This window comes from Arthrobacter sp. FW306-1B-F12A (genome assembly GCF_058781865.1).
Genome location: NZ_JBYSXD010000061.1, coordinates 1 through 25318, shown reverse-complemented (window position 1 = coordinate 25318; position 25318 = coordinate 1). Strand labels below are relative to the sequence as shown.

Genomic DNA, 25318 nt, shown 5'->3' with positions numbered 1-25318 from the left:
GCAGGGAAATCCCAAACCCCGGCTCACCTATCCAGGTTCCACGACCGACGCCCGCCGCCATAAGTGAGCGGGCGTCCCGCCGGGAGCCGGTATACGTGAGCGGGCGTCCGCCCCGGACCCGCCATATGTGAGCGGGCGTCCGGCCGGAACCCGGTATATGTGAGCGGGCGTTGTTTGAGGATTCCGATCCCGGACTCGGATCTGTAAGCCAGCCCTAGCGGCTCAGTCATGCTTGGGGTTGTGATGATTCCCACGGGAAGCTGAATAGGCGGCCTACGAATGCGTTCGCAGATGCCTGTTCACCTAGAATTACATAAGAGATACGAGCCGGATCCCGGCGGCGTGAGAACAAAATACGGATAAGAGCGGCTGCGCATGCGCCAGTGGTCAGCTCACAACAGGAGGAATCCATCATGGCTGAGCACAACGGCGGCAACCGCGGCAACTTCGGCGGTGGCCGGGGCGATCGCGGCCCGTTCCGCGCCAACAACAATTCCGGGGGCGACCCGCGAGGATTCCGTTCCAGGGAAATCCGTGACGGCGCTCCTGGCGGTGACCGGGATCGTAAGCCGTTTGGTGACCGTCCGAGCCGCGACGGCGACCGTAAGCCGTTTGGTGATCGTCCTCGTCGTGATGGGGATGCGCGTCCGAGTATTGGTGACCGGGATCGGAAGCCGTTCGGTGACCGTCCGAGCCGTGAGGGGGATCGGGATCGGAAGCCGTTCGGTGATCGTGACAGGAAGCCCTTTGGTGACCGTCCTCGTCGTGATGGGGATGGGCGTCCGAGTTTCGGCGACCGGGATCGGAAGCCGTTTGGCGATCGTCCGAGTCGTGAGGGTGACCGTGATCGTAAGCCGTTTGGTGACCGTGACCGTAAACCCTTTGGTGACCGTTCTCGTCGTGATGGGGATGCGCGCCCGAGTTTCGGTGAGCGTGATCGTAAGCCGTTTGGTGACCGCGATCGCAAACCGTTCGGTGACCGTCCGCGCCGCGAAGGTGATGCGCGTCCGAGTTTCGGTGACCGTGACCGGAAGCCGTTTGGTGACCGCGATCGCAAACCGTTTGGTGATCGTCCTCGTCGTGATGGGGATGCGCGCCCGAGTTTCGGTGACCGCGATCGCAAACCGTTTGGTGATCGTCCGAGCCGCGACGGCGACCGTGATCGGAAGCCGTTCGGTGACCGTCCGCGCCGCGAAGGCGACGGAGAACGCCGTAGCTTCGGCGACCGCCCCGAGCGCGGTCCCCGCAAGTTCGATGGCCCACGTACCGAGGGACGTAGCTTCGGCGGCGGATCCTGGGAAGAGCGTCCCGCCCGGGTTCCCAACGCGGCGGATCTGCGCAGCGCCAACCGCCCGGACCGCGAGCGTTCCCCGGAGATCGACGACGACGTTACAGGCCAGGAGCTCGACCGGGTCACCAAGCACCAGATCAAGACCCTTGAAGGCACGAATGCCGATTGGGTTGCCAAGCACCTGGTGATGGCGGGCCGCCTCATCGATATCGACCCTGAGCTGTCCTTCCAGCATGCCCTCGCCGCAAGCCGCCGTGGTGGCAGGTTGGCGGCTGTCCGCGAGGCTGTGGGCCTGACTGCCTACGCTGCCGGCCACTATGGGGAGGCACTTCGCGAATTCCGCACCTACCGCCGGATCAGTGGCTCCAACGTCCATTTGCCCCTTATGGCTGACTGCGAACGCGGTCTGGGGCGCCCGGACCGTGCGCTGGACGTCGTCCGTTCACCCGAGGCCCAGGATCTCGACGCTCCCGGCAAGGTTGAGCTAGCCATTGTGGCTTCCGGCGCCCGGAGCGATCTTGGCCAGCTGGATGCCGCCGTCGCTGAGCTGGAGATCATCCAACTCGACATCAACCGTGCCTTCTCCTACAGCCCGCGCCTGTTCCGTGCCTACGCCGACGCCCTGACGGCAGTGGGTCGCACGGAAGAAGCCGGCAAGTGGCAGCGCCAGGCAGTTGTCGCCGAAAATGCCCTCGGCGTTGGAGACTTCGAGGATCCGGACATCATCGACCTCGGCGAGGACGACGAGAACGAGGTTCGCAAGCCCCGTTTCCGGAACATCGAAGAGAACACCGGGCGATCCGAAGAGAGCACGTCCGAGGCCGCGCCCGCGATCCCGGAGACGGCCATCTCCTCCGAAACCACCGAACAGGACGACACGGAACAGAACGACGTAGAACTCGACGACGTCGAGTCTGACTACTTCGAGTCCGACGACGCCGAGTCGGACCGCGATTCCGTAGAGGAAGACGAGGACAACGAGGAAGACGGAGAAGAGGCTTCCGACGGCGAAGAGACCAAGAATGACTGAGGCCTCACTGGTATCGCGTTTTGACGCCGTTCTGTCCGACCTGGACGGAGTTGTCTACGCAGGTCCGCACGCGATTCCCGGCGCTGTGGAGTCCCTGCAGCGGCTCGAGTCGGTCGGGGTGCGCCTGGGCTATGTCACCAACAACGCGTCGCGTACCCCGGCGCAGGTTGCCGCGCATCTTCGTGAACTGGGCGCGCCTGCTGAGGACAACCAAGTGGTCAGTTCTTCGCAGGCCGCCGGGGACCTTTTGGCCGGACTCCTGGCTCCGGGTTCCAGGGTAATGATCACCGGCAGCCCGGCCCTGGCCCACGAAATCGAACTCGTGGGCCTCACACCTGTCCATAGCGCCAAAGACAACCCTGTGGCTGTGGTCCAGGGCTTCAACCCGGACATCGCGTGGAAGGATCTTGCGGAGGCTTCCTACGTCGTGGCCGCAGGCGCCCTCTGGGTGGCTACCAATACGGACATGTCCATTCCCCAGGCCCGCGGGATTGCTCCCGGAAACGGCACCCTCGTGGCCGCCGTCGCGTCCGCCACTGGCAAACAGCCACGGGTCGCTGGCAAACCGGAGGCCCCGCTCTTCCACTCGGCGGCACGGAGGCTGAAGTCAGAGCGCCCGATCGTCGTGGGAGACAGGCTGGACACCGACATCCTTGGTGGAAACCGTGCGGGCTTCGCGACGGCGGCGGTCCTCACCGGTGTCGACACGCCCGAGTCCATCCTTGCCGCTCGCAGCTCGGAACGCCCCGGCTACTTGCTGGCTGACCTGACGGAACTGTACGAGCCGTACCCCGAGATCGTCGAGGAGGACAGCACGTTCCGCTGCGGAAAGGCAACCGCCGAAGTCCAGGACGGCCTGATCACCGTCTCCGGTTCCGAGAAGGACCTGGACGCCTGGCGTGCTGCGTGCGCAGCCTGGTGGGCCGCCAATCCCGACGCGGCAGAGGCTACATCGCCGCGGCTCGAATGGCTGGAAAACTAGACTGGTCCAATGAGCGAGTTGAACGATCACCCGGAGGGCGCCGGCGGTCCGCAAAGCGCTGAGCTTCAAAGCCCCGAGCCGCAAAGCGTCGAACCACACGACGCCCCATGGCCGGACGACGCGGCCCCCACAGGTGACGCAGCCGTGGACTCTGCCGTGGAGCAGCTGGCGGGCATTTCCGCTGTGCCCGTGGCCGAGCACAGCGGTATCTACGCCGAGATCCACGACTCCCTGCTGGCGGCCCTCGACGCCGACGAGCGCTGAGCATGGCCAGACTCGACCAGGAACTCGTCAGCCGTGGATTGGCGAGATCGCGGACCCATGCCGCGAAACTCATTGCGGACGGAAAGGTCAGTTCCGGAGGCAGCGTTCTCGCCAAGGCAGCGCAACAAGTCTCCGAAGAGACAGAAATTGATGTTCAAGCCCACGCCGAGGACGTTTACGTCAGCCGTGCCGGACACAAACTGGCCGGGGCGCTGGCGGCCTTCCCTGCCGTCATTGTGGAAGGAAAGCGGTGCCTCGACGCCGGAGCCTCCACCGGTGGCTTCACTGACGTGCTGCTCCGGCAAGGTGCCGCGCATGTCGTGGCGGTCGACGTCGGGCATGACCAGTTAGTGCCGTCCCTGCGGAACGATCCCCGCGTCGCAGTCCATGAGGGCCTCAACGTCCGTTACATGACGCCCGAGCAGATCGGCGGGCCGGCCGCGCTCACTGTGGCCGACCTGTCCTTCATTTCCCTCACCCTGGTTCTGCATCCGCTCGCGGCATGCACCGAGCCCGGGGGAGACCTCGTGCTCATGGTGAAGCCGCAATTCGAGGTCGGCAAGGAGCGGCTGAGCCGCACCGGCGTGGTCACCTCGGACCATGAACGGCGGCGCGCGGTGGCCCAAGTCGCTAGATCGGCCGCGGACGCAGGGCTAGAAGTGTGCGGCCTGGCGCCGAGTCCCTTGCCGGGCCAGGACGGAAATGTGGAGTACTTCCTGTGGATAAAACGCAGGATGCAGGCGGACTTGCCTAAGATCGAAGAGCGGGACGACGAAGTTGCTGCACTGATGGAACGAATCTGGACCACCCACTAGAAAGCAGAACACCATGAGCAGGCGCGTTTTGGTCCTTGCCCACACCGGGCGTGAGGACTCCCTTCGCGCGGCCTGGGATGCCTGCGGGCAGCTCCACTACTCCGGCCTGATCCCCGTGATGCAGAAATCTGAGCTCGACGACATCGAACGGTTCTTTGGTGTGGTGGATAAGCCGATCGAGATACTCCACGAGGATGTCCGGTTGGAGGACGTCGAACTCGTGATGGTTCTTGGCGGCGACGGCACCATCCTGCGCGCGGCCGAGCTGGTCCGCAACGTCGATGTTCCCCTGTTGGGCGTCAACCTCGGGCATGTCGGCTTCCTCGCCGAGAGCGAGCGTGCCGATCTTGCCCAGACCGTCGAGTGGATCGCCAGCCGCGAATACACAGTGGAAGAGCGCATGACCATCGATGTCCAGGTGTGGGTCCGCGGCCAGAAGATCTGGCATACCTGGGCCCTCAACGAAGCCGCCATCGAAAAGGCTGACCGGGAGCGCATGATCGAAGTGGTGACCGAAGTGGATGAACGTCCGCTGACGTCCTTCGGCTGCGATGGAGTGGTGCTTGCTACCCCTACGGGCTCCACGGCCTACGCCTTCTCATCCGGCGGGCCTGTGGTGTGGCCGGAGGTGGAGGCCCTCGTGATTGTCCCCATCAGCGCCCATGCCCTGTTCGCCAAACCCCTCGTGGTTTCGCCGCGGTCCAAGCTGGCCGTGGAGATCCTCACCAGGACCGATGCCCAGGGCGTGCTTTGGTGCGACGGCCGCCGTTCCGTGGACCTCCCACCCGGCGCCCGGATCGAAGTAACCCGGTCCACCCGGCCTGTGCGGCTTGCCCGCACCCACCAGACCCCGTTCTCCGCCCGGCTCGTGCGGAAGTTTGAGCTGCCCATCCACGGCTGGCGGGGTCCGGCACCCCGTTCGGCTGACATCCACACCGGTCCTACCCCCGTGATCAGGACCTTCAAGCCCAGCCCTTTGCCGACGCCCCAGGACGTGCGGACAGGCAGAGCGGCCGACCCCACAAAGGAGATGTAAACCATGATCGAGGAACTCCGGATCCGTGATCTCGGCGTCATCACCGACGCCACCTTGCCGTTGGGGCCCGGCCTGAGTGTGGTCACGGGTGAAACGGGCGCCGGCAAGACCATGGTGGTCACCGCCGTCGGGCTCCTTCTGGGGGCCAGGTCCGACGCCGGTGCGGTACGCTCCGGTGCCAAGTCGGCCTCTGCGGAGGCCACGCTCTTGCTCGATCCCGCGCACGCCGCCGTGGGACGGGCCGTGGAGGCCGGCGGCGACGCGGAAGAGTACGACGGCGGCACCCAGCTCCTGCTGGCCCGCACCGTGGGTGCTGACGGCCGCAGCCGTGCTTTCGTGGGCGGCCGATCGGCGCCCGTCGGCGTGCTGGCGGAACTTGGCGAGAGCCTCGTGGTGGTGCATGGCCAGTCGGACCAGATCCGGCTCAAGGGTGCCGTGGCGCAGCGGCACGCATTGGACCGCTTCGCCGGGGCCGAGCTCGCGGCGATGCTCACCGAATACCAGGAGCTTTACGGCCATTGGAAATCCAGCCAGGCAGAGCTCGACACACTCCGCGGCGAGGCCCGCGAAAGGCTGCGCGAGGCGGAATCGCTCGCGGTCGCGCTCAACGAAATCGACGACGTCGACCCCCAGCCGGGTGAGGACGAGTCCCTCAAGGCCGAGGCCGTGAAGTTGGCGAACGTGGAAGAGCTCCGCATCGCCGCCGCGGCAGCACATGAAGCACTGATCTCGGAGGAATTCGGCGAAACGGCCGATGCCACGACTCTGATTGACTCTGCCAAACGTGCGCTCGACCAGGTTTCCGAGCATGACGAATCGTTGGCGGGAGCCGCCGCAAGGCTCGCCGAGATCGGCTTCCTCGTCAACGACATCGCGGGGGAGCTGTCCAGCTACCAAGCGTCCCTGGACTCCGAAGGACCCGAACGGCTTTCGGAGATCGAGGAGCGGCGCGCAGCGCTGGCAAAACTTATCCGCAAGTACGCTCCGAGCATCGACGAGGTCCTGGAATGGGCGGCAGCTTCGAGGACCCGCCTGGATGAACTGCAGGATGACTCGAGCCGGATCGAAGCGCTTGACGCCGAGGTGGTTGCTGCGGAGTCGACGCTGCGAAAGCAGGCCACGCGCATCTCGAAGTCGCGCTCGAAGGCAGCCAAGGAGCTCTCCGCGCGCGTGAGTGCGGAACTCACTGCCCTTGCGATGGCCGATGCAACCCTGGTGATCGAGGTGGACAGCCAAGGACAGCTGGGGCCGCACGGCATCGACGACATCTCCTTCCTCCTGCAACCGCACTCAGGCGCCCCGGCACGCCCCCTCGGCAAGGGCGCGTCCGGTGGTGAGTTGTCCCGCGTCATGCTCGCCATCGAAGTGGTCCTCGCAGCCGTGGATCCGGTGCCGACCTTCGTCTTTGACGAAGTGGATGCCGGAGTGGGCGGGCGTGCCGCCGTCGAGATCGGACGCCGGCTTGCCATGCTGGCCCGCCACGTCCAGGTGCTGGTGGTAACCCACCTGCCGCAGGTGGCCGCCTTCGCCGACCAGCACATTCGGGTCACCAAGACCTCAGTCCGGGGAAGCGACGGAAAGACCGCTTCTGGCTTCACGTCCAGCGACGTCCAGCTCCTCGATGACGAAGAACGCGTGAAGGAGCTTGCCAGGATGCTCGCGGGGCAGGAAGACTCGGAGTCTGCGCGCGCGCATGCCCAGGAGTTGCTGGACGACGCCAAACTGCTGCCCCAGCAGGCATAGAAGCCCGGCCGCAGCCTGGGACATCGGTCACATGCGCGCCTTCGTCGGGCTGGGAGACCGCTTCGGCGGTCCCGGTGCCGGGCGGCGGATTCCCAGCCGCCCGGCCTGTTTTTACCGGTCCGGGTGGACTTTACTCTTGATCCTTGCCCCACGGCAGGGGACTATTGAGCATTTGGGAAAACGGCAAAGCGGATCCTTTGGAGGCGCAATTGATGATAGGCTCGAATTCCGTGGTGCAGCGATCAAATTCCCGTGTAAATTCCCGGTTCCCGGGCTCGTCCAAGACGACCAAACACATCTTTGTCACTGGCGGTGTGGCGTCCTCGCTCGGTAAGGGACTGACGGCTTCGAGCCTCGGCCACCTGCTGCGGGCACGCGGTTTGTCTGTAACTATGCAGAAACTCGATCCCTATCTCAACGTGGATCCGGGCACGATGAACCCCTTCCAGCACGGCGAAGTCTTCGTCACTGACGACGGCGCCGAAACCGACCTCGACATCGGACACTACGAGCGCTTCCTCGATGAGAACCTCGAGGGCTCGGCCAACGTCACAACCGGCCAGATCTACTCGACTGTCATCGCCAAGGAACGGCGTGGTGAGTACCTCGGCGACACCGTCCAGGTCATTCCGCACATCACGGACGAGATCAAGCGCCGCATGCGCCTCCCCGCTGAGGGCAAAAACGCTCCGGACGTCATCATCACCGAAATCGGCGGCACCGTGGGCGACATCGAGTCGCAGCCTTTCCTCGAGTCCGCGCGCCAGGTCCGCCAGGACATCGGCCGCAACAACGTCTTCTTCCTCCACGTCTCCTTGGTGCCGTACATCGGACCCTCGCAGGAACTGAAGACCAAACCAACACAGCACTCTGTTGCCGCGCTGCGTTCCCTCGGCATCCAGCCGGAAGCGATCGTGATCCGTTCGGACCGCGAAGTGCCTGACGCCATGCGCGAAAAGATTGGCCGCATGTGCGACGTCGATATCGACGCCGTGATCAACGCCGCCGATGCGCCGAGCATCTACGACATCCCCAAGACGCTGCACACCCAGGGCCTTGACTCCTACGTTGTCCGAGCCCTGGATCTCCCGTTCAAGGACGTCGACTGGACCAGCTGGGACAAGCTCCTCGAAGCTGTCCACAACCCCAAGCACCACGTGGAAGTTGCCCTCGTGGGCAAGTACATCGACCTCCCGGACGCATACTTGTCCGTGACCGAGGCCTTGCGTGCCGGCGGTTTTGCAAACGAAACCAAGGTCAAGATCCGCTGGGTCCCGTCCGACGAGTGTGAAACCCTCGAGGGCGCCACCAAGTCCTTGGCCGGCGTCGACGCCATTTGCGTTCCCGGCGGCTTCGGTATCCGTGGCCTCGAGGGCAAGCTTGGTGCGCTCAAGTTCGCCCGCGAGACAAAGCTTCCGGTGCTGGGCCTGTGCCTCGGTCTCCAGTGCATGGTCATTGAGTACGCCCGCAACGTGGTCGGCCTCGAGGGGGCGTCCTCCAGCGAGTTCGAACCCGACTCCAAGTACCCGGTCATCGCCACGATGGAAGAACAGCTCGACATCGTGGACGGCAAGGGCGACCTAGGCGGCACGATGCGCCTGGGCCTTTACGAAGCCAAGTTGGATGAAGGCTCCGTGGTTGCAGAGACCTATGGCGCAACAACCGTCAGCGAGCGTCACCGGCACCGCTACGAGGTCAACAACAAGTACCGCGAGCAGATCGCCTCCGAGGGACTCGTGTTCTCCGGAACGTCCCCCGATGGCAAGCTGGTTGAGTTCGTGGAACTGCCGCGTGACGTACACCCGTACTACGTGGCAACGCAGGCCCACCCCGAGCTCAGCTCCCGCCCGACGCGCCCGCACCCGCTGTTTGCCGGCCTCGTGAAGGCCGCGCTGGAGCGTCAGTCCGGCGCGGACTCGGTAGCAAAGTCAGCCCGCAAGGTCGCTGCGAAGTAATCGCTCACGCAAACGAAGGACGGCGCGATGCCCGGTATTTCTGAAACCCCCAGCACTTTTCGGAAGGTTTCGGACATGCCGAGCCCGCGCCGTCTTTTGTCGTCCAGCAAGGTCTATGAAGGCCGTATTTGGGACGTCGTCAGTGACGCCTTCGAGCTCGGCGAAGACACCGGCACTTTGGTCCGCGACTACATCGACCATCCCGGCGCCGTCGCGGTGCTACCGATGAATGTCGACGGCGAGATCCTGTTGCTCAAGCAATACCGCCACCCGGTGGGCATGGACCTGTGGGAGATTCCTGCCGGGCTTCTTGACGTGGCCGGCGAGGACTTCGTGGTCGGCGCGGCCAGGGAGCTTGCGGAAGAGGCCGATCTCACGGCGGCCACGTGGAATGTCCTCGCGGACTTCTTCAATTCGCCCGGCTCCTCGAGCGAGGCGATTCGCATCTATCTGGCGCGCGGATTGGGTGACGTTCCCGAGGCGGAACGGCACGTCCGCACGGATGAAGAGGCCGAAATCGAACTCGTGTGGGTCACGCTTGACGAGGCGGTTTCGGCGGTCCTCGAGGGCCGCCTGCATAACCCGTCCGCCGTCGTCGGGATACTCGCGGCCGCCGCCGCACGCGCCGACGGCTTCAGGAACCTGCGGCCGGCCGATGCTCCCTGGCCCGCCCACCCGAGCCAGCGCTGACCGTGCCCCAGCTCGCGGAGACCAGGGTCCGGACCGCCATTGACCGGGCCGTCACGGACTACCTGCAACACCTCGGCGTGGAACGAGGCCTTGCAAGCAACACTCTGTCCGCATACCGACGGGACCTGTCCCGCTATTCGAACTTCCTGGCCGCGTCCGGCGTCGACAACCCGGGCAATATCTCCCGGCGTGACGTCACCGCCTTTGTGCAGGCGTTGGCAGACGGTTCCGATGGGGGCGCCGCCCTCGGCGTCCGCTCTGCGGCCCGCACCGTGGTTGCCGTCCGGGGGCTGCACAAGTTTTGGGCCCTGGAGGGGACGACGACGGCGGACCCCGCCAGCGATGTCCACCCGCCAATGCCCGGCAAGCGTCTGCCGAAGGCAATTAGCGTCGGAGAAGTGACCCGCATACTTGAGGCTGCCGGTGCCGACACCGCCACCGGGTTGAGGGACCGCGCGCTCTTGGAGTTCCTCTACTCCACAGGTGCCCGCATCAGCGAAGCTGTAGGCCTTGACGTCGACGATGTCTCGCTCGAAGCGGAAGCCGATGGTCCTGCGATCGTGCGGCTCTTCGGAAAAGGTTCCAAGGAGCGCCTGGTTCCGCTGGGGTCTTACGGTGCACGGGCCGTCGGGTCCTACGTGGTTCGCGGAAGGCCTGCGTTGGCCGCGAAAGGAAAAGGCACGCCGGCGCTGTTCCTGAATGCCCGCGGAGGCCGGATCAGCCGGCAGAGCGCCTGGACCATTCTCAAGACCGCGGCCGAGAAGGCCAACATCACCAAGGACGTCTCCCCGCACACCCTCCGGCATTCTTTCGCCACGCATCTGCTTGAGGGCGGCGCTGACGTCCGGGTGGTTCAGGAGCTCCTGGGCCACGCCTCGGTGACCACCACGCAGGTGTACACCTTGGTCACTGCCGACACTTTGCGTGAAGTGTATGCGGCTGCGCATCCGCGAGCCCTCGGCTGACGCATTGCGCCACCCGCTGGACACTGCACGCAGTTCGGTGCCGGTTACGCCAAGACCTTGAAGGTCAGTTCCACCGCGTTCAGGAACAACGCCAAAATGGACATGCCGAGGCCGGCTACGAGCAGAAGGCCCGGGTGCGCCAAGCCGACAACCACCCGCCTCAGATGAGGCCGGGAGCGCAGGAATTCGTCGAGGACGATCAACAACGCCCAGAATCCGGTCCATACCCACCCGGCGTAGAGCGGATGCCGGACCAGCCAGCCAGGCAGCCAGGCCTCGGAGGCTTGCTCGTTCCCCTCTTGGCTCATGGCGACACTCTAGCAACCGGCGGCTCTTGCTGGTCCGGTTGGCGTGGCAGCGCTGTAACCTGCGGGCTCGTGCCGGAAACTATACAGTTGGCCAGGGTTTGGTTGGGGTTTCGGATTGAGAGTGGGGGATTGTGCTTTCCGAGGGGGAATCGGCGTTCGTTGCGCTGCATAGGGATACGTACCCGCGCATCTTCCGTTTTGTGCGGCGACGTGTGGAGGATCCGCATGTGGCCGAAGAGTTGGCTGCGGACGTATTTCGGGTCGCTTGGCAGAAGTGGGATGAGGCGTCATCGGTGGATGTGGCCTGGTTGTTCACGGTGGCGAGAAATCTTCTGGGAAACGCTTATCGGAGCCATCGGCGCCAGGTAGCACTGCATGAGCGCCTCCGTGAGTCCGTGGTTTCCGGCGACGGGGCCGGAAACGGATACTCGCTGGTGGATGAGGTGTTGGATTCCATGCGGGAGAAAGACCGGGACATCCTGCAGTTGGCGTACTGGGATCAAATGACGATGGTAGAGATCGCGGCGGTCCTGCAGTGCGGAGAGTCGGCCGCGAAGGTGCGGTTGCACCGGGCGCGGGAGGCTTTCCGAAAGCTACTGCCGGCCGGTAGCGGCGCGGTGGCACAGAAGTTGGGGGCATAGGGATGGATCCGATCAGAGAATTGATTGAGGGGGCCGATCCGTTGCGCAGCGGAGTTGGCGCGGTGCCGGATGCAGAGGCGGCTTTGGTCCGGGTGCTGGCTTCTCCCGGGAACGGTCCTGACAAGCTGCCGCCGAACGTTCGGTCCATGGCGGCTGGACGCCGGCTGCGGAATGCCAGGATTGCAGGATTGCTGACGATGGCCGCTGCCGCGGTGACCACAGGGGTGCTCGTGGCAGCGCACTTGGGTTTGATCACTGCAGTCCCGGATCCGGCCGGCACGTCCTCCATGACGCCGAGCGCGCCACCGACAGCCACAGCTACGGCGGCCGGCACAGCCAGCCCGACGGCGAGCCCGAGCGAGACAGCAGGCCCGACGGCGGCGCCCACGTCACTTGCCGGCGTCGGACATGGTGAGTGCTCGATTCAGAACCTGACGGGCGCCATGACTTCATTGGAGCAGCTGAAACCGGTTCTCCGGCTTGTGGGCTGCAAGGCCGGATGGATGAGCATCATGGCGCCCGCACCAAGCGACAATCCGAACCCGGAACCGGGGGACTGGTTCTGGATCGCCAAGCTTGTCAACGGGAGCTATGTGCAGGAAACCAGCCTTGGGAACTGGGCAGGCGCAGCGTCCAACAACGATCGGCTGACGGCTGAGCAATTCATGGACAAGGCGTTCGTCACCAACGGAATCCCAGTGGAGCTTCGTCCCGATCTGGTGGGTTCCCCGGAGCCAGGATCACTCGCCGCCGAAGGTCTCAAGACGTACGAGGACCGGTCCACGGGTTATAGAGTGAGCTTCAATTACCCGGCATCGTGGCAACTGGCCGATCCGTCCGGCAGCCTTGCCCTCACAAACGGCCCGGGAACCGCCCTCACGGATTCCAGCGGCCAGTACACGGCACGGCTGGCCTTCGGCGACACCAATGACTGGAGCACCAGCGGCTGCCAAAACAGGGCGCCCTACAAGATCCTCGACAGTCAGCCCATGACCGGGCTGCCGACGGACCTGGCGTCGCCGGCCCAGGGCACACCGAGATTCGTGTATGTCGCAATGACCTCAGCCGCAAATGACGGGGGTCCGGTTCAGGCAGGGATAGGAATTACCAACCGTATCGCCGGACAGGACGGAATAGGCTGCGTCCTTGACCTCGCGGTAGCAGGACCCGGTCCCTTGAAGTTCTTTAGCTTCACCGATCGCCGTCCACTGGGAGGGCCTTCCTGGGGTCTTTACAAATTCACCACCATCGGAGAAGCCGCGGCCTTTACCCAGACACAAGCCTATAAAGACCTCAAGGCGGTCATCACTTCGCTCACGATCACCAAGGTGGGCTAGAGACACGGCGCGACGCCGGGCCACCTTAGGTGAGCGGCCCGGCGTCGTTCTTGGCCCGGTACTCCTGAAGGTGACTTCAGGGGCAATCTAGGTGTGGTTAAGTTCTGGGTATGGGCCTTGAGCTGACGGGCGAGCTGCTTGATTCGTGGACGCTGGTTGATGACGATGTGGCATTGATGGCCCGGAAGTCAGGAGCGACTCGGGCAGGGTTTGCTGTGTTGCTGAAGTTCTTCCAGCAACATGCCAGGTTTCCGGTCGGGCCTTCTGATCTTCCACTCGGAGCTTTGACCTATGTTGCGGCACAGATTTCTGTTCCTATCGATGCGCTGGGTCCTTATTGGGGTGGGCGTTCAATCAAGTACCACCGGGCCGAGATCAGGTCCCATTTTGGATTCCGTGAGTTCACCTCCGTTGATGAGGCCCGGCTGGCTGGGTGGTTGGCGGAGAGGGTGTGCCCGTCGGAGGTTCGTGAGTCTGCGCTTGTGGAGGCTCTGCTCTCCCGGTGCCGTCAGGAGCGGATTGAGCCGCCGGGGCGTGCGGGCAGGATTGTTGGTGCTGGCCGGGCGTTGTTTGAGAAGCGCCTGTGTGCTGATGTCGTCAAGGTTTTGGGGCAGGAGGGTGCGGCTGGTCTGGAGGCTCTCGTCGCTGATGGAACAGCGGGTTCTCTGTTGTCGGTGTTGAAGGCTGATCCGGGCCCGGCTGGTTTGGAATCGTTGCTGGCGGAGGTGGAGAAGCTTTCAGCAGCGCAGGGTCTTGCTCTTCCTTCTGGTTTGTTCGCCGGGGTGTCGGAGAAGGTCGTGAGTGCGTGGCGGGCGAGGGCGGCGCGGATGTATCCATCGGATTTCCATGACGCGCCGGCACCGGTGCGCTTGACGCTCTTGGCGGCGTTGTGTCATCAACGTACGGCGGAGATCGCTGACAGCCTGGTCGATCTGTTGCTGGTCCTGGTGTTGAAGATCAATACCAGCGCGGTGAAGAAGGTCGAGAAAGAGCTGACCGAGGATCTGCAAAGGGTCCGTGGGAAGACGGCGTTGCTGTTCAAACTCGCCGAGACAGCGGTTGCATGCCCTGATGAGACGGTCCGGAAGGCCGTGTTCCCGGTGGTGAGTGAGAAGACCCTGCGGCAACTGGTCCGGGAGGCAAAGGCCAACGAGACGGTGTTCCAGGGCAAGGTCCGCACCGTGTTGCGGGGTTCGTATTCGAATCATTACCGGCGGATGCTGCCGGCACTGCTGTCCGTGCTGCGGTTCCGGTGCCACAACACGGCGTTCCGTCCCATCATGGATGCCATCGCGTTGCTGGAACGGTACGCGGATGCTGGAAGTAAGAGCCAGTTCTTCGCGCCCGGAGAGGTGGTCCCGGTGGCGGGGGTGGTGCCCAGGTCCTGGGAGGGTGCTGTCCGGGACGAGAAGGGCAGGATTGAGCGGATCCCGTACGAGCTTTGCCTGCTCGTGTCCCTACGGGACGGGTTGCGCCGTCGTGAGGTTTTCGTGGACGGGGCCGGGAAGTGGCGGGATCCGGAAGAGGACCTTCCCCAGGACTTCGACGCTTCCCGTGAGCTCCACTATGAGGCTTTGCGGAAACCGAGGGACCCGGCGAAGTTCATTTTTGATCTTCAGTCCAGAATGAGGAGGTCACTGGAGCATCTGGATAACGGGCTGCTGGCCGATACTACCGGCGGGGTGAAGATCACCAGACGTCGCGGGGCGCCGTGGATAAAGGTGCCGAAGCTTGAGAAACAAGTGGAACCGGTGAATCTGGGCAAACTCAAGGACGAGGTCCTGGCACGGTGGGGCACCCTGGACTTGCTCGAGGTCCTCAAGGAGGCGGACTTCCTGACCGGGTTCACCGGGGAGTTCGTTTCCGTGGCCTCCCGCGAGGTCCTTGATCGTGACACGCTGCGCAAGCGTCTGCTGCTTTGTTTGTTCGGGCTCGGGACGAACATGGGCATCAAAGCTGTCACGGACGCCGGAGGTCACGGGGAGACTGAGCGGGAGTTACGCCATGTCCGCCGGACATTCATTACCAAAGACAACCTGCGCCAGGCGATTGTCAAGGTTGTCAACGCGACCTTTGAAGCCAGGAACCCTGCTTGGTGGGGTGAAGGGAATGCGTGTGCGTCGGATTCGAAGAAGTTCGGGTCCTGGGAATCGAATCTGATGACCGAGTGGCACAACCGTTACGGCGGGCCCGGGGTGATGATCTACTGGCACGTGGAGAAGAAGTCGACGTGCATCTATTCCCAGCTGAAGAACTGTTCCTCCTCCGAGGTTGCTGCCATGATCGAAGGCGTCCTGCGCCACGACACCGACGCCGAGATCGAATCGAACTTCGTTGACACCCACGGGGCCTCGATTGTGGGGTTCGCGTTCACCGAGCTCCTGGGTTTCAAGCTGTTGCCGCGGTTGAAGAACATCGGCTCCATCCGCCTCTACCGGGCCGGCAGTGAAGAGGTCTACGGGGAGGTCAACCCGGTGCTGTCCAGGCCGATCAACTGGGATCTCATCGCCCAGCAATATGACCAGATGGTCAAGTACGCCACCGCCCTCAAGCTCGGTACTGCCGAATCGGAGACGATCCTGCGCCGCTTCACCCGCGGCGGGCCCAAACACCCCACGTACCAGGCCCTGGAGGAACTCGGACGGGTCGTGCGGACGATCTTCGCCGCCGACTACCTCGCAAGCGAGGAACTCCGCCGCGAAATCAACTCCGGGCTGCAGGTCGTGGAGAACTGGAACAGCGGAAACGACGTCGTCTTCTACGGCAAGAACCGCGACCTCACCGGCCCGGACCGTGAAACGACAGAGGTGTCCATGCTCGCCCTGCACCTTCTACAGTCCTCTCTGGTCCTGATCAACACGCTGATGCTTCAAACCGTGCTCGAGGTCGAGGAGTTCAACGAGATCCTCGAACCCGAAGACCGCAGGGGCCTGACCCCGTTGTTCTGGACCCATATCAACCCCTACGGACGCTTCACCCTTGACATGAACACCCACCTGGAATTGGGCACGGCGCCTACGCACTGATAGTCGGGCTTGAGACTCTTCCGGCCAGGGGTATTCCGATACCGTGACGCGTGCAGCAAGAGTGCGGAAAGGTGGCCAGACTACGGGATGAAGAGCCGGCCGGGGCGGATGCTGCCTCGTCCCGTGGGGCAGGCGGCGCGTTCCTTCGATGCTTGACCTTGGGCCAGTATCTTCACGCGGGCGGTGTCCGGGGTTCCAGTCGGTTGCGGCGACCGGCGCGTTGCGTACACCGCCATGATGACGGGACTTTGAAGCCCGGGTTCCTCTGCCGCGCTCCGTGCCACTTTCTTCATAAATCGAATGTTTTCCGCGCCTGTTGCGTGTTTATCCAGCCGGCATGTAGTTTGCTCTCAGATATCCGTGCTTTGGGGAACGGCCTATTTGGGGATCCCGCGCACTTGGCTTCTCGTGAAAGTTGTCCCCGTGGGTTCTCGTTCCTCCGTGCTGTTGCGTGCTCTTTGCGGTTTCTCGGTTGTTGCAGGGTTGTTGGCGGCGCCCGGCCCGGCCTGGGCAGGACCTCCGCCCGGGAGCACCGGCACTCGAATCACCGGGCCGGTGACGGAGAGCGTGGCCAAGACCCAGGCGGCCCAGAACAAGTCCGATGTCGTGGTCGACGCCCTGACCACCCCGACCGAGCAGACCGTGGCGCACCCTGACGGGACGTTCACCCGGACCGTGAACGCGGAACCGGTCCGCATGCAGACGGCGGCCGGGTGGCAGGACATTTCCACGGACCTGGTCCAGGCAACCGTGAACGGGCAGGCGGTCCTCAAACCCAGGATGACGCCTGTCGATGTGACCCTGGCCCGTGGCGGGAGCACGCAGATGGCGAGCGTGGATGACAAGCGCGGGCACGTGGTGAAGCAGTCCTGGCCCTTCGATCCCCTGCCGGAGCCGGTGGTTTCGGGCAACACGGCCACGTACCTGTCGGTGTTGCCGGGGGTGGATCTGATCCAGGTCAGCCACAAGACCGGCGTGTCCCAGGTACTCAAGATCGCCACCGCGGAGGCTGCGAAGGACCCACGGGTGGTGCAGATGCGCATTTTCCTGGACGCCCAGAACGCCACCGTCCAGGCCGAGCCCGGCGGCGGTCTCTCGGCCACGGGCACGGACACGGGCAAGGCGGAACTGCGTACGGCGATGGGGCAGTGGTGGGATTCCTCCCAGGCCGGTGCATCCGCTTCCGATCCGGGCGGGCCGGGCATCACCCGCCCGTTCTCCCTGAGCATGGGGTCCGAGAACGGCAAGCAGACCCAGGTCCTGGGGATGAACGAGATCCTGAGCCTGCCGAACCTGCACTACCCGTTGTTCGTGGATCCTGACTGGTCCACGGTGAGGGCTTCGTACCTGTACGTGGACAGCGCCTACCCGACCACCCCTTACTGGAACGGCCAGTACACGGACTCCACCGTGCACGTCGGATACCTCCCGTCGTACTGGGCACCGGACGGTGTTTCCCACACGACCCGCGGGTACTACCAGTTCGACACCACGCCGATGTCCGGGAAAATCATCATGTCGGCCGTGATGAATGCGACCGAGACCTGGTCCTCCTCGTGCACCGCGACGCCGGTGGATGCGTGGGTGACCGGCGGGATCAGCCCGGGCACGACGTGGAACGCCCAGCCCGGCCTGGTCGCGAAGGTGGACTCCAGGACCGTGGCCATGGGGTACAACTCGGGCTGCCCGGCCGGGACGGTGGGTTTCAACCTGTCGTCGATCAAGTCCACCCTGCAAACCGTGGGCCAGTGGACAGTGTCTCTGTGGGCCGGCAACGAGGGCGACCCGTTGGGGTGGAAGCGGTTCAACAACGACGCTTCGATCATCGTCACTTACGACACTCCGCCCTACACCCCGGGATTGTGGACGATCTACAATGCCCGCTGGACCGGTGCCCCGTTCGCGTCGACCTACGTGACGAGGATGAACCAGCCGGTCTATACCCTGACCGTCGGGGACCCGGACGGCGCGGCGGGGCAGAACATCTGGACATGGCTGACCGTGTTCAACAGCTCAGGCACGCCGGTATTCACTCCCTCTCCGATATCGTCACCCGGTTCCGGGGGATATCCGTCCTGGCCCACCCCGCCTTCCGGAACACTGGCGGACGGGGTGTATCAGATTCAGGCCCAGTCACAGGACGCCCAGGGCGTGAACTCCGGGGTCATGCAGTTCTTCTTCGAAGTGAAGACAACGGCACCTGATGCACCGTCGATCAACCCGCCGACCACGATCACGACCACACCAGGCACCACCACCGGAACGGTGAATGACGGAGGTACCGTCGGTGCGAGTACGTATCAGTTCCAGCTCAACGATTCAGGGACGTACCCTGCCCAAGGATTCGTGTACGCGGTCACGGACGGGAATGGGCCTTCATCTGTGCCGACCACTGTCAGTTGCAATACGCGGGTGCGGGAATTCGTGGTGGTCTGTCCGGCCGACGGAAGGACGGTAACGGCCACGGTCACGCCGGTGGATGCCACCACCATGGTGACCGCTTGGGCCTTTGACTACGCTGGCAACGTCGGCAGCCAGACCAAGTCCACCGCCCCGACGTCCTACACCTTCACCGCTGGCGCGGCGCCGGGGGCACCGTCAACGATTCTTCCTGCGACGGCGCACGGGGCAACCTGGGTCGATGTCGCGACGAGCGGAGGCAACCCGGCACCCACAACAAGTTGCCAGGACACCCCTAGCCCGGGCGCCACGGAAACCGGAAAAGCCCTCCAGCTCACCGGCTCGGGCCAGTACGCCACCACAAGCCAACGCGCCGTGGACACATCCCAGAGTTTCAGCGTCTCGGGCTGGTTCTGCCCGTCACCGGCGAACCCGGCCGCCGACACGACAATCCAGTCGCTGATCACCCAATTGGCAGGGCCGGCATCCCCGGGCGGCGCGATCCGCATGGCAACCTCCAGCCACCGTCCCGAAGTCGACGCATGGGCAGGAGCCAACGGGACCGGACTGGATTCCGTCCAAAGCTTGTCCCAGCTGCCGGTCAATTCGTGGACCTTCGTGTCCGCGGTTTACGACACGATCAACCAGCAACTGCGCATCACCGTGAGCTCAGACGGCTACACCACGACCTGGACATACGCGACCGCCACCCAGACCCACATCGCCGCCCCGGCAGATCAGCCCGTACTGCTCGGGGCATCCTCGACCAGCGGCGGCGGCCAGTTCATCGGCCGCATCATGAACCCTGTCGTCACTCAGGGAGTGTTGACCGCCACCCAGTTCAACACTGCCCACTCGACCTTCAAAAGCATCGCGAACACGACTGGCGCCTACCCGATGGGGGTTCTGAAATGAGAAACGTCCGGAACCGTCCCCGTCGCGGTGGCGCTATCGTTCTCGCGGTGACTGCCGCGGTGGTCACCGCCTCCGCGGGTCTTTTCGCGATCACGGTCAATCCTGCGACCGGATGGACCTCAGGGGTTGCGTCTGAGCACAGCGACGACGTCCCGGTCACCCCCTGGACCCCGGCAAGCCAGGACCCTGTGAGTGTGCCGCCGTTCGTGACCGGAACCGACCCGGCATCCGTCCACGGGACCGTCAACGGCACAGCACCCGCCGTCCTCACCGGTACCCCGGTCCGGAGCCAGGGTGCCGGGGGCGGACTGAGCGTGAAGACGGCCGTCTTCGCCGGCGGCGCCCCGATGACAGCGCCACCGGCGCCGGTCCCGGTCAATGACCAGGGAACCGGGAACTTCACCGCCCTGCCAGGGGTGTCATCCGGTTCCTGGGGTGTCACGGGCCAGACCGGCGCTTTCACCTGGAGCTACCCGTTCAGCGCCCGGAAGGCCCCCGCCGGGCCGACACCGGCCCTGGGTCTTGCCTATGATTCCTCCTCGATCGACGGTTTGACCAGCGCGACCAACAATCAGGCCTCTACCATCGGTGACGGCTGGTCCATGGCCGGGGCCGGGTCGATCCGGCAGAAGTTCACCCCTTGCATGGACCAGGGAGTCAGCGGTTCCTATGACCTGTGCGGGAACCCCGGCGGGCAGCAGTTCAGCATCTCGTTCGGTGGCCGCTCCGGCCAGGTCATCAAGGACGCCGGCCCGGGCGGGACGTACAAGCTGCAGAATGATGACAACACTAAGGTCGAATACCTGACCAATCCCGGTTCCAACGGTACGTTTGATGGCGGGTACTGGAAACTGACCGACACCTCCGGCACCCAGTACTTCTTCGGCCGCAACCACCTCCCGGGCTGGACGGCCGGACAGGCCTCAACGTTTTCCGCCGACACGGTCCCGGTCGGCGCGGCCACGCCGACCCAGCCCTGCGCCGCCGCGAACTTCGCGGACTCGCTGTGCCAGCAGGCCTACGCCTGGAACCTGGACTACGTGGTGGACCTTCAGGGCAACTCCGAAGCGTTCTACTACACCCAGGACACCAACAACTACACGACCCAGGCCGGGACGGGTCCGCTGAAGAGCTATGTGCGCTCCAGCCGGCTGGACCATGTCGACTACGGCATGCGCGCCGGCGCCGAGCTGGGTTCCTCTTCCCCGCTGCGCATCGACCTGGCCTACACCGGCCGCTGCACGGGGGATATTACCTGCCCCTCGGGCAACGACGTCCCGACCAGTTTCGCGTGCGCGTCGACCGGCGCCTGCACGGTGTACTCGCCGACGTTCTACAGCGATCAGCGGCTGCTGAAAGTCACCACCCGCACCAACACCGGCCCGGGAACGTACCAGGACGTCGACGCCTGGAACCTTCACCACTCCATGCCGGACCCCGGAGACGGAACCAAACCGGCCCTGTGGCTGGGATCGGTGGACCATCAAGGACTCAACACGGCCACAGGCGCGGGCGCGGCGGTTTCGGACCCGGGCGTGGTCTTTGCCGGTGCGTCCCTGCAGAACCGGGTTGTCCCGTCCCAGGCCGACGGTCTCGCACCCCTGGACCGGTACCGGATCGGCAAGATCACCACCGTCACGGGCGCCTCCATCGCGGTCTCATACCTGGGCACTGAATGTTCCGGGACCAACCTCCCGGCCGCTCCCGAGACGAACACACTGCGCTGCTTCCCGCAGTATTGGACCCCGACGACACCCATCGCCCAGCCAGGACGGATGGACTACTTCCACATCTACCCCGTCGCCTCGATCACCACTGACGCCGGGCCCGGCGCCAACGGCTCGGCGACCATGGCGACCCGCTACGAATACCAGGGCACCCCGGCGTGGAAATACGCCGCGCCGGCCTATGTCGCCGGAACCACCACCGGGTCGACGCTGACCTGGTCCGTGAACGCGGGCTGGTCCAAGGTCAAGACCATCACCGGAACGGGCACCGCCGCGCTCAACCCCTCCAGCATCACCACCTATCTGCGCGGCCTGGACGGGACACCTTCCAGCAGCAGCGCGGTCAGGTCCTCCTCCGTGACCGTTTCCGACGGCACCGCGATCACCGATTCGATCTGGCTGGCCGGGGCAGCGGTGGAAACCCAGAAATTCGTCGGTGAGACCGGGCCGCAGCTGAGCACCAGCATCAGCATCCCCTGGTCCTCAGGCCCGACCGCCACCGGGACCAGCGCCCTCGGCTCCCCGACCGCCCGGCACACCGGCACCGCATCGGTGAAGGCAATCCTCGCCAGCAGCACCGGCACCCGAACCACCACCGTCACGAACACCTTCGAGACCGGCAACCCGAACTATGGGCGCGTCACGGCCGTGTCCAATTCCGGAGAGGGCGGAACCCCGGGCAGCTGCACCGTGACCGCCTACGCGGACAACCCCACAGTGAACCTGCTCGCACTGCCCGCAACCAGCACCACTTACGCCGGGCCCTGCACCGGAAACGGGGCACCCGCCGGGAACATCATCGCCGCCGCCGCCACACTGTATGACTCCTCGATGGCCGCCACCCCCGGCGCGCCCACCTACCAGGCCCCGACCCTGGGCAACCCGTCACGCACCGACACTGCCGCCGCGGTCAACGGCACCACCGTCGCCGCCTGGCAGGCCGGCCCCACCCTGGCCTACGATTCCCTGGGCCGGGTGGTGTCCTCCACGGACAACACCACCGGCAGCGCCCGCACCACCCAGATCGCCTACACGCCCACCACCGGGTTGCCTGCCTCGGTGACCACCAAGAACCCGCTGCTCTGGACCACGACCACCGCCCTCGATCCCATCCGAGGCAACAAGACCTCCAGCACGGACGAGAACGGCAACGTCACGAGCTACCAGTACGACGCGTCCGGCCGTGTCACCGGTGTGTGGGATCCCATGCGCCCGCAGGCCAGCAACCCAACACCCACCCAGGCCACCGTTTACTCGATCTCCCAGTCCGTGCCGTCATCGATCATGCACACCAACGTCGCCGGCAACAACATGGAGACATCCAGTTACGAGATCTACGACGGCCTCGGACGGATCCGTCAAACGCAGCGGCCCGGCCCGAACGCCGGCACCATCGCCACCGACACGATGTACAACAGCATCGGCGCCAAGCTGCGCGTCAACAACGCCTACCACTTCCCCGCCAACCCCAGTTCGACCCTCACACTGAGCAGCCTCGCTGTGCCGTCCTCGGACGCATACGACTATGACGGCGCAGGACGCCTGCTCACGGACACAGCCCTCGCGAACGACAACCAGACCCTTTGGACCACCAACCTCAGCTACACCGGCGCGGACACCACCACAATCACCGGCCCCGGAAACGAATCCGCCGCCACCACGGTGGTGAACGCCGCCGGCAAGACCGTCTCCCGCCAGCTCTTCCACGGCACCACGCCCACCGGCGCACCCGACACCACCAGCTACAGCTATGACGCACTGGGCCGGATGACCGCCATGACGGACACCGCCGGGAACAAGTGGACCTGGGCCTTCGACGCCGCCGGCCGGCAAACCACGGCCAACGACCCGGACACCGGCACCACCACCACCAGCTATGACGCGTCCGGCCGGGTCACGGGCACCACGGACGGCGCCGGGAACCTCACCAGCTACGCCTACGACGCGCTCGACCGGACCACCAGCACGACGGTCACCCCGCAAGGCGGCACCGCGCACACTGTTACCACAAGCACCTATGACGGGGAGAAAAAGGGCCAGCTCAGCACCGCCACCCGGTTCAACGGCACAAACTACGACCAGCAGGTCACCACGGCCATGTCCGGCTACAACGCCGCCAACCAGCCAGCCACCACCACAACGACCCTGCCCGGCGGTCTGACCGGATACGCCGGGGACTACACGACCAACAACACCTACACCACCACCGGGAAACTCAAGAGCCAAACCACCCCCGCGATCGGGGGGCTCCCGGCAGAGACCATGAACTACGGTTACAACGGCCTCGAAAACCCGACCTCCATCTCAAACGTCAATGACACCATCGCCGGCGCCACCGGGTACGACGACCTGAACCACCTGCGCACCTTCCAGCAGTACGACGCCAATTTCAGCAGCCCCACGGCCGACACCACCGGGCAGAACCAGATCACCTACACCTGGGACGCGAACACCGGCCGCCTGAGCAACCAATCCGCGAGCAACACAGCCAAGGGCGTCATCGCGGACCTGGGCACCACCAACTACACCTACACCCCCTCGGGCAAGCTCAGCGCCCGGGAACAGTGGTACCCGAACCGGCCCGGCCAACCCGATGACTACCAGTGCTACAGCTACGACTACGCCTCCCGGCTCTCCGCAGCCTGGACCGCAGCAGCAAAGAACTGCACCACCGCCCCAACCCCGGCATCAGGCTCGGTGCCCGGCCTCGGCGGCCCGGCACCGTACGCGCAAACCTATGCCTACACGCCCGCCGGGGACCGGTCCCAGGTCAAACGCTTCGACAACGCCGGGAATCTCGCCGCCACGGAAAACTACACCTACCCCGGCGCCGCCGTCACCGCGCCGGGCGCGTTCTCCGCCCAGGCACCGTTCCGGCAGCTCGACACCCGCAACGGCACCGGCGGGATCCACGGACCCGTCGGCCCCGGACAGACCATCAAAGTCAAAGTCACCGGCCAAGGAGGCATCCCCGCGACCGCTGTGTCCGCTGTGGCGATGAACATCACCGTGACCAACCCCAGCTCGAACGGGTTCATTACCGCCTACGCGGGAGACTCCACCCGCCCCGGCACCTCGAACCTGAACTACGGCCCGGGGCAGACGGTTGCGGCTTTCGCGGTCACCCCGGTCGGCGCCGACGGCACGATCGCCTTCACGAACAGTTCCTCGGGCACGGTCGATATCCTCGCGGACACTTCCGGCTACTACCTCGGCGGCGCAGCCACCACACCGGGTGCGTTCTCGGCCCAGACCCCGTTCCGGACGATGGATACCCGCGACGGCACGGGCGGGGTCACGGGCCCTGTGGGCCCGGGCCAGACCATCAGGGTCAAGGTCACCGGCCGCGGGGGTCTCCCGGCGTCCGGTGTGTCGGCGGTCGCGATGAACATCACCGTCGCCAACTCCTCCTCGTTCGGGGCCATCACCGCCTTCGCGGGCGGGACTCCACAACCGAACACCTCGAATCTGAACTACGCGACCGGGCAGATCGTCTCCAACTTCGCTATCACTCCGGTAGCGTCCGACGGCACGATCGCGTTCACGAACAATTCCTCCGGCACGGTGCAGATCATCGCCGACACGTCCGGGTACTTCCTCGGCGGCACTGCGACGGTCCCGGGTGCGTTCTCCGCCCAGACCCCGTTCCGGCAGCTCGACACACGCAACGGCACCGGCGGGGTCAACGGACCCGTCGGGCCCGGGCAGACGATCAGCGTGAAAGTCACCGGGCGCGGCGGTCTCCCAGCCACCGGTGTCTCCGCTGTCGCGATGAACATCACCGTCGCGAACTCCACCTCCTCCGGGGTCATCACCGCCTACGCGGGCGGGACCCCGAAACCGGGCACGTCGAACCTGAACTACACGGCGGGGCAGATCATCCCAAACTTCGCGATCACCGCGGTCGGGGCGGACGGGACGATTTCCTTCACGAACGATTCCCCCGGCACGGTGCAGCTCATCGCCGACACCATGGGCTACTTCAACGGTCCCGTGACCGGCGGCCTGCCCGGGCCGCACCAGCTCCAGTCCATGACCAGCACGCCCGCGACGGGGTCACCCGCCACCAGCAACTTCTCCTGGGACGCGGCAGGGCGGATGACCGGCCGTGCCGGGGAAACCCTGGCCTACACCCCGGACGGGAAACTCGCCACCACCGCTGGCACCAGCACCCTGCCCGCCAACCCCAACCC

General features: G+C 65.0%; 17 protein-coding genes. 14 read left to right on the top strand and 3 right to left on the bottom strand.

Annotated elements, in window-relative coordinates; genetic code table 11:
* Positions 1-392 precede the first annotated feature (392 nt).
* Positions 393-1472, bottom strand: a complete 1080-nt coding sequence (locus AC3WJU_RS20425; RefSeq protein WP_492260701.1) for a hypothetical protein — start codon at positions 1470-1472, stop codon at positions 393-395.
* A gap of 6 nt (positions 1473-1478) precedes the next feature.
* Here AC3WJU_RS20425 and AC3WJU_RS20420 point away from each other — a divergent pair, with 6 nt between their 5' ends.
* The 9 genes from AC3WJU_RS20420 to xerD all read left to right on the top strand — a co-directional run bounded on the left by AC3WJU_RS20420 (position 1479) and on the right by xerD (position 10771).
* A complete protein-coding gene (locus tag AC3WJU_RS20420) occupies positions 1479-2321 on the top strand; it encodes a hypothetical protein (RefSeq protein ID WP_492260700.1) in 843 nt (280 codons plus the stop codon).
* Positions 2314-3303, top strand: coding sequence for an HAD-IIA family hydrolase (locus AC3WJU_RS20415; protein ID WP_059390265.1), 990 nt, complete (start codon positions 2314-2316; stop codon positions 3301-3303). Before AC3WJU_RS20420 ends, AC3WJU_RS20415 begins: the two co-directional genes overlap by 8 nt.
* A gap of 9 nt (positions 3304-3312) precedes the next feature.
* Positions 3313-3567 carry a hypothetical protein gene (locus AC3WJU_RS20410; RefSeq protein WP_441438372.1) on the top strand — a complete coding sequence of 85 codons (255 nt, stop codon included), beginning with the start codon at positions 3313-3315 and terminating at the stop codon, positions 3565-3567.
* A gap of 2 nt (positions 3568-3569) precedes the next feature.
* Complete coding sequence (locus AC3WJU_RS20405) at positions 3570-4382, top strand: TlyA family RNA methyltransferase (RefSeq protein ID WP_492260699.1); 813 nt, start codon at positions 3570-3572, stop codon at positions 4380-4382.
* Positions 4383-4395: 13 nt separating this feature from the next.
* Entirely contained in the window at positions 4396-5418 is a 1023-nt protein-coding gene (locus AC3WJU_RS20400; protein ID WP_306963648.1) for an NAD kinase, read from the top strand.
* 3 nt (positions 5419-5421) lie between these two features.
* Positions 5422-7161 (top strand): DNA repair protein RecN, encoded by a 1740-nt coding sequence (recN, locus tag AC3WJU_RS20395; protein WP_441438369.1) that lies wholly within the window; start codon positions 5422-5424, stop codon positions 7159-7161.
* A gap of 212 nt (positions 7162-7373) precedes the next feature.
* Positions 7374-9116, top strand: coding sequence for a CTP synthase (gene pyrG, locus AC3WJU_RS20390; RefSeq protein WP_492260698.1), 1743 nt, complete (start codon positions 7374-7376; stop codon positions 9114-9116).
* Between the two features lie 27 nt (positions 9117-9143).
* A complete protein-coding gene (locus AC3WJU_RS20385; RefSeq protein ID WP_284991618.1) occupies positions 9144-9806 on the top strand; it encodes an NUDIX domain-containing protein in 663 nt (220 codons plus the stop codon).
* Positions 9779-10771: a site-specific tyrosine recombinase XerD gene (gene xerD / locus AC3WJU_RS20380; RefSeq protein WP_306963741.1), complete on the top strand. Its 993-nt coding sequence runs from the start codon at positions 9779-9781 to the stop codon at positions 10769-10771. The genes AC3WJU_RS20385 and xerD overlap by 28 nt, the downstream gene beginning before the upstream one ends.
* Positions 10772-10815: 44 nt before the next feature.
* Here xerD and AC3WJU_RS20375 read toward each other — a convergent pair whose 3' ends face one another.
* Positions 10816-11079 carry a hypothetical protein gene (locus tag AC3WJU_RS20375; RefSeq protein WP_332603679.1) on the bottom strand — a complete coding sequence of 88 codons (264 nt, stop codon included), beginning with the start codon at positions 11077-11079 and terminating at the stop codon, positions 10816-10818.
* Between the two features lie 131 nt (positions 11080-11210).
* Here AC3WJU_RS20375 and AC3WJU_RS20370 point away from each other — a divergent pair, with 131 nt between their 5' ends.
* The 3 genes from AC3WJU_RS20370 to AC3WJU_RS20360 all read left to right on the top strand — a co-directional run bounded on the left by AC3WJU_RS20370 (position 11211) and on the right by AC3WJU_RS20360 (position 16083).
* Positions 11211-11720 (top strand): RNA polymerase sigma factor, encoded by a 510-nt coding sequence (locus tag AC3WJU_RS20370; protein ID WP_284991616.1) that lies wholly within the window; start codon positions 11211-11213, stop codon positions 11718-11720.
* Between the two features lie 2 nt (positions 11721-11722).
* The gene (locus AC3WJU_RS20365; RefSeq protein ID WP_492260697.1) at positions 11723-13057 is read left to right on the top strand and encodes a hypothetical protein; all 1335 of its coding nucleotides are present in this window, start codon (positions 11723-11725) and stop codon (positions 13055-13057) included.
* Positions 13058-13167: 110 nt separating this feature from the next.
* The gene (locus AC3WJU_RS20360; RefSeq protein ID WP_492260696.1) at positions 13168-16083 is read left to right on the top strand and encodes a Tn3 family transposase; all 2916 of its coding nucleotides are present in this window, start codon (positions 13168-13170) and stop codon (positions 16081-16083) included.
* Between the two features lie 80 nt (positions 16084-16163).
* On the opposite strand, the gene AC3WJU_RS20355 is transcribed toward AC3WJU_RS20360, so the two are convergent.
* Positions 16164-16376 carry a hypothetical protein gene (locus AC3WJU_RS20355; RefSeq protein WP_492260695.1) on the bottom strand — a complete coding sequence of 71 codons (213 nt, stop codon included), beginning with the start codon at positions 16374-16376 and terminating at the stop codon, positions 16164-16166.
* A 130-nt stretch (positions 16377-16506) separates the two neighbouring features.
* On the opposite strand from AC3WJU_RS20355, the gene AC3WJU_RS20350 reads away from it, so the two are divergent.
* Positions 16507-19398: a hypothetical protein gene (locus AC3WJU_RS20350; protein WP_492260694.1), complete on the top strand. Its 2892-nt coding sequence runs from the start codon at positions 16507-16509 to the stop codon at positions 19396-19398.
* On the top strand, positions 19395-25318 hold a 5924-nt coding region (locus tag AC3WJU_RS20345; RefSeq protein ID WP_492260693.1), incomplete at its 3' end, for a beta strand repeat-containing protein. The genes AC3WJU_RS20350 and AC3WJU_RS20345, both read left to right, overlap by 4 nt.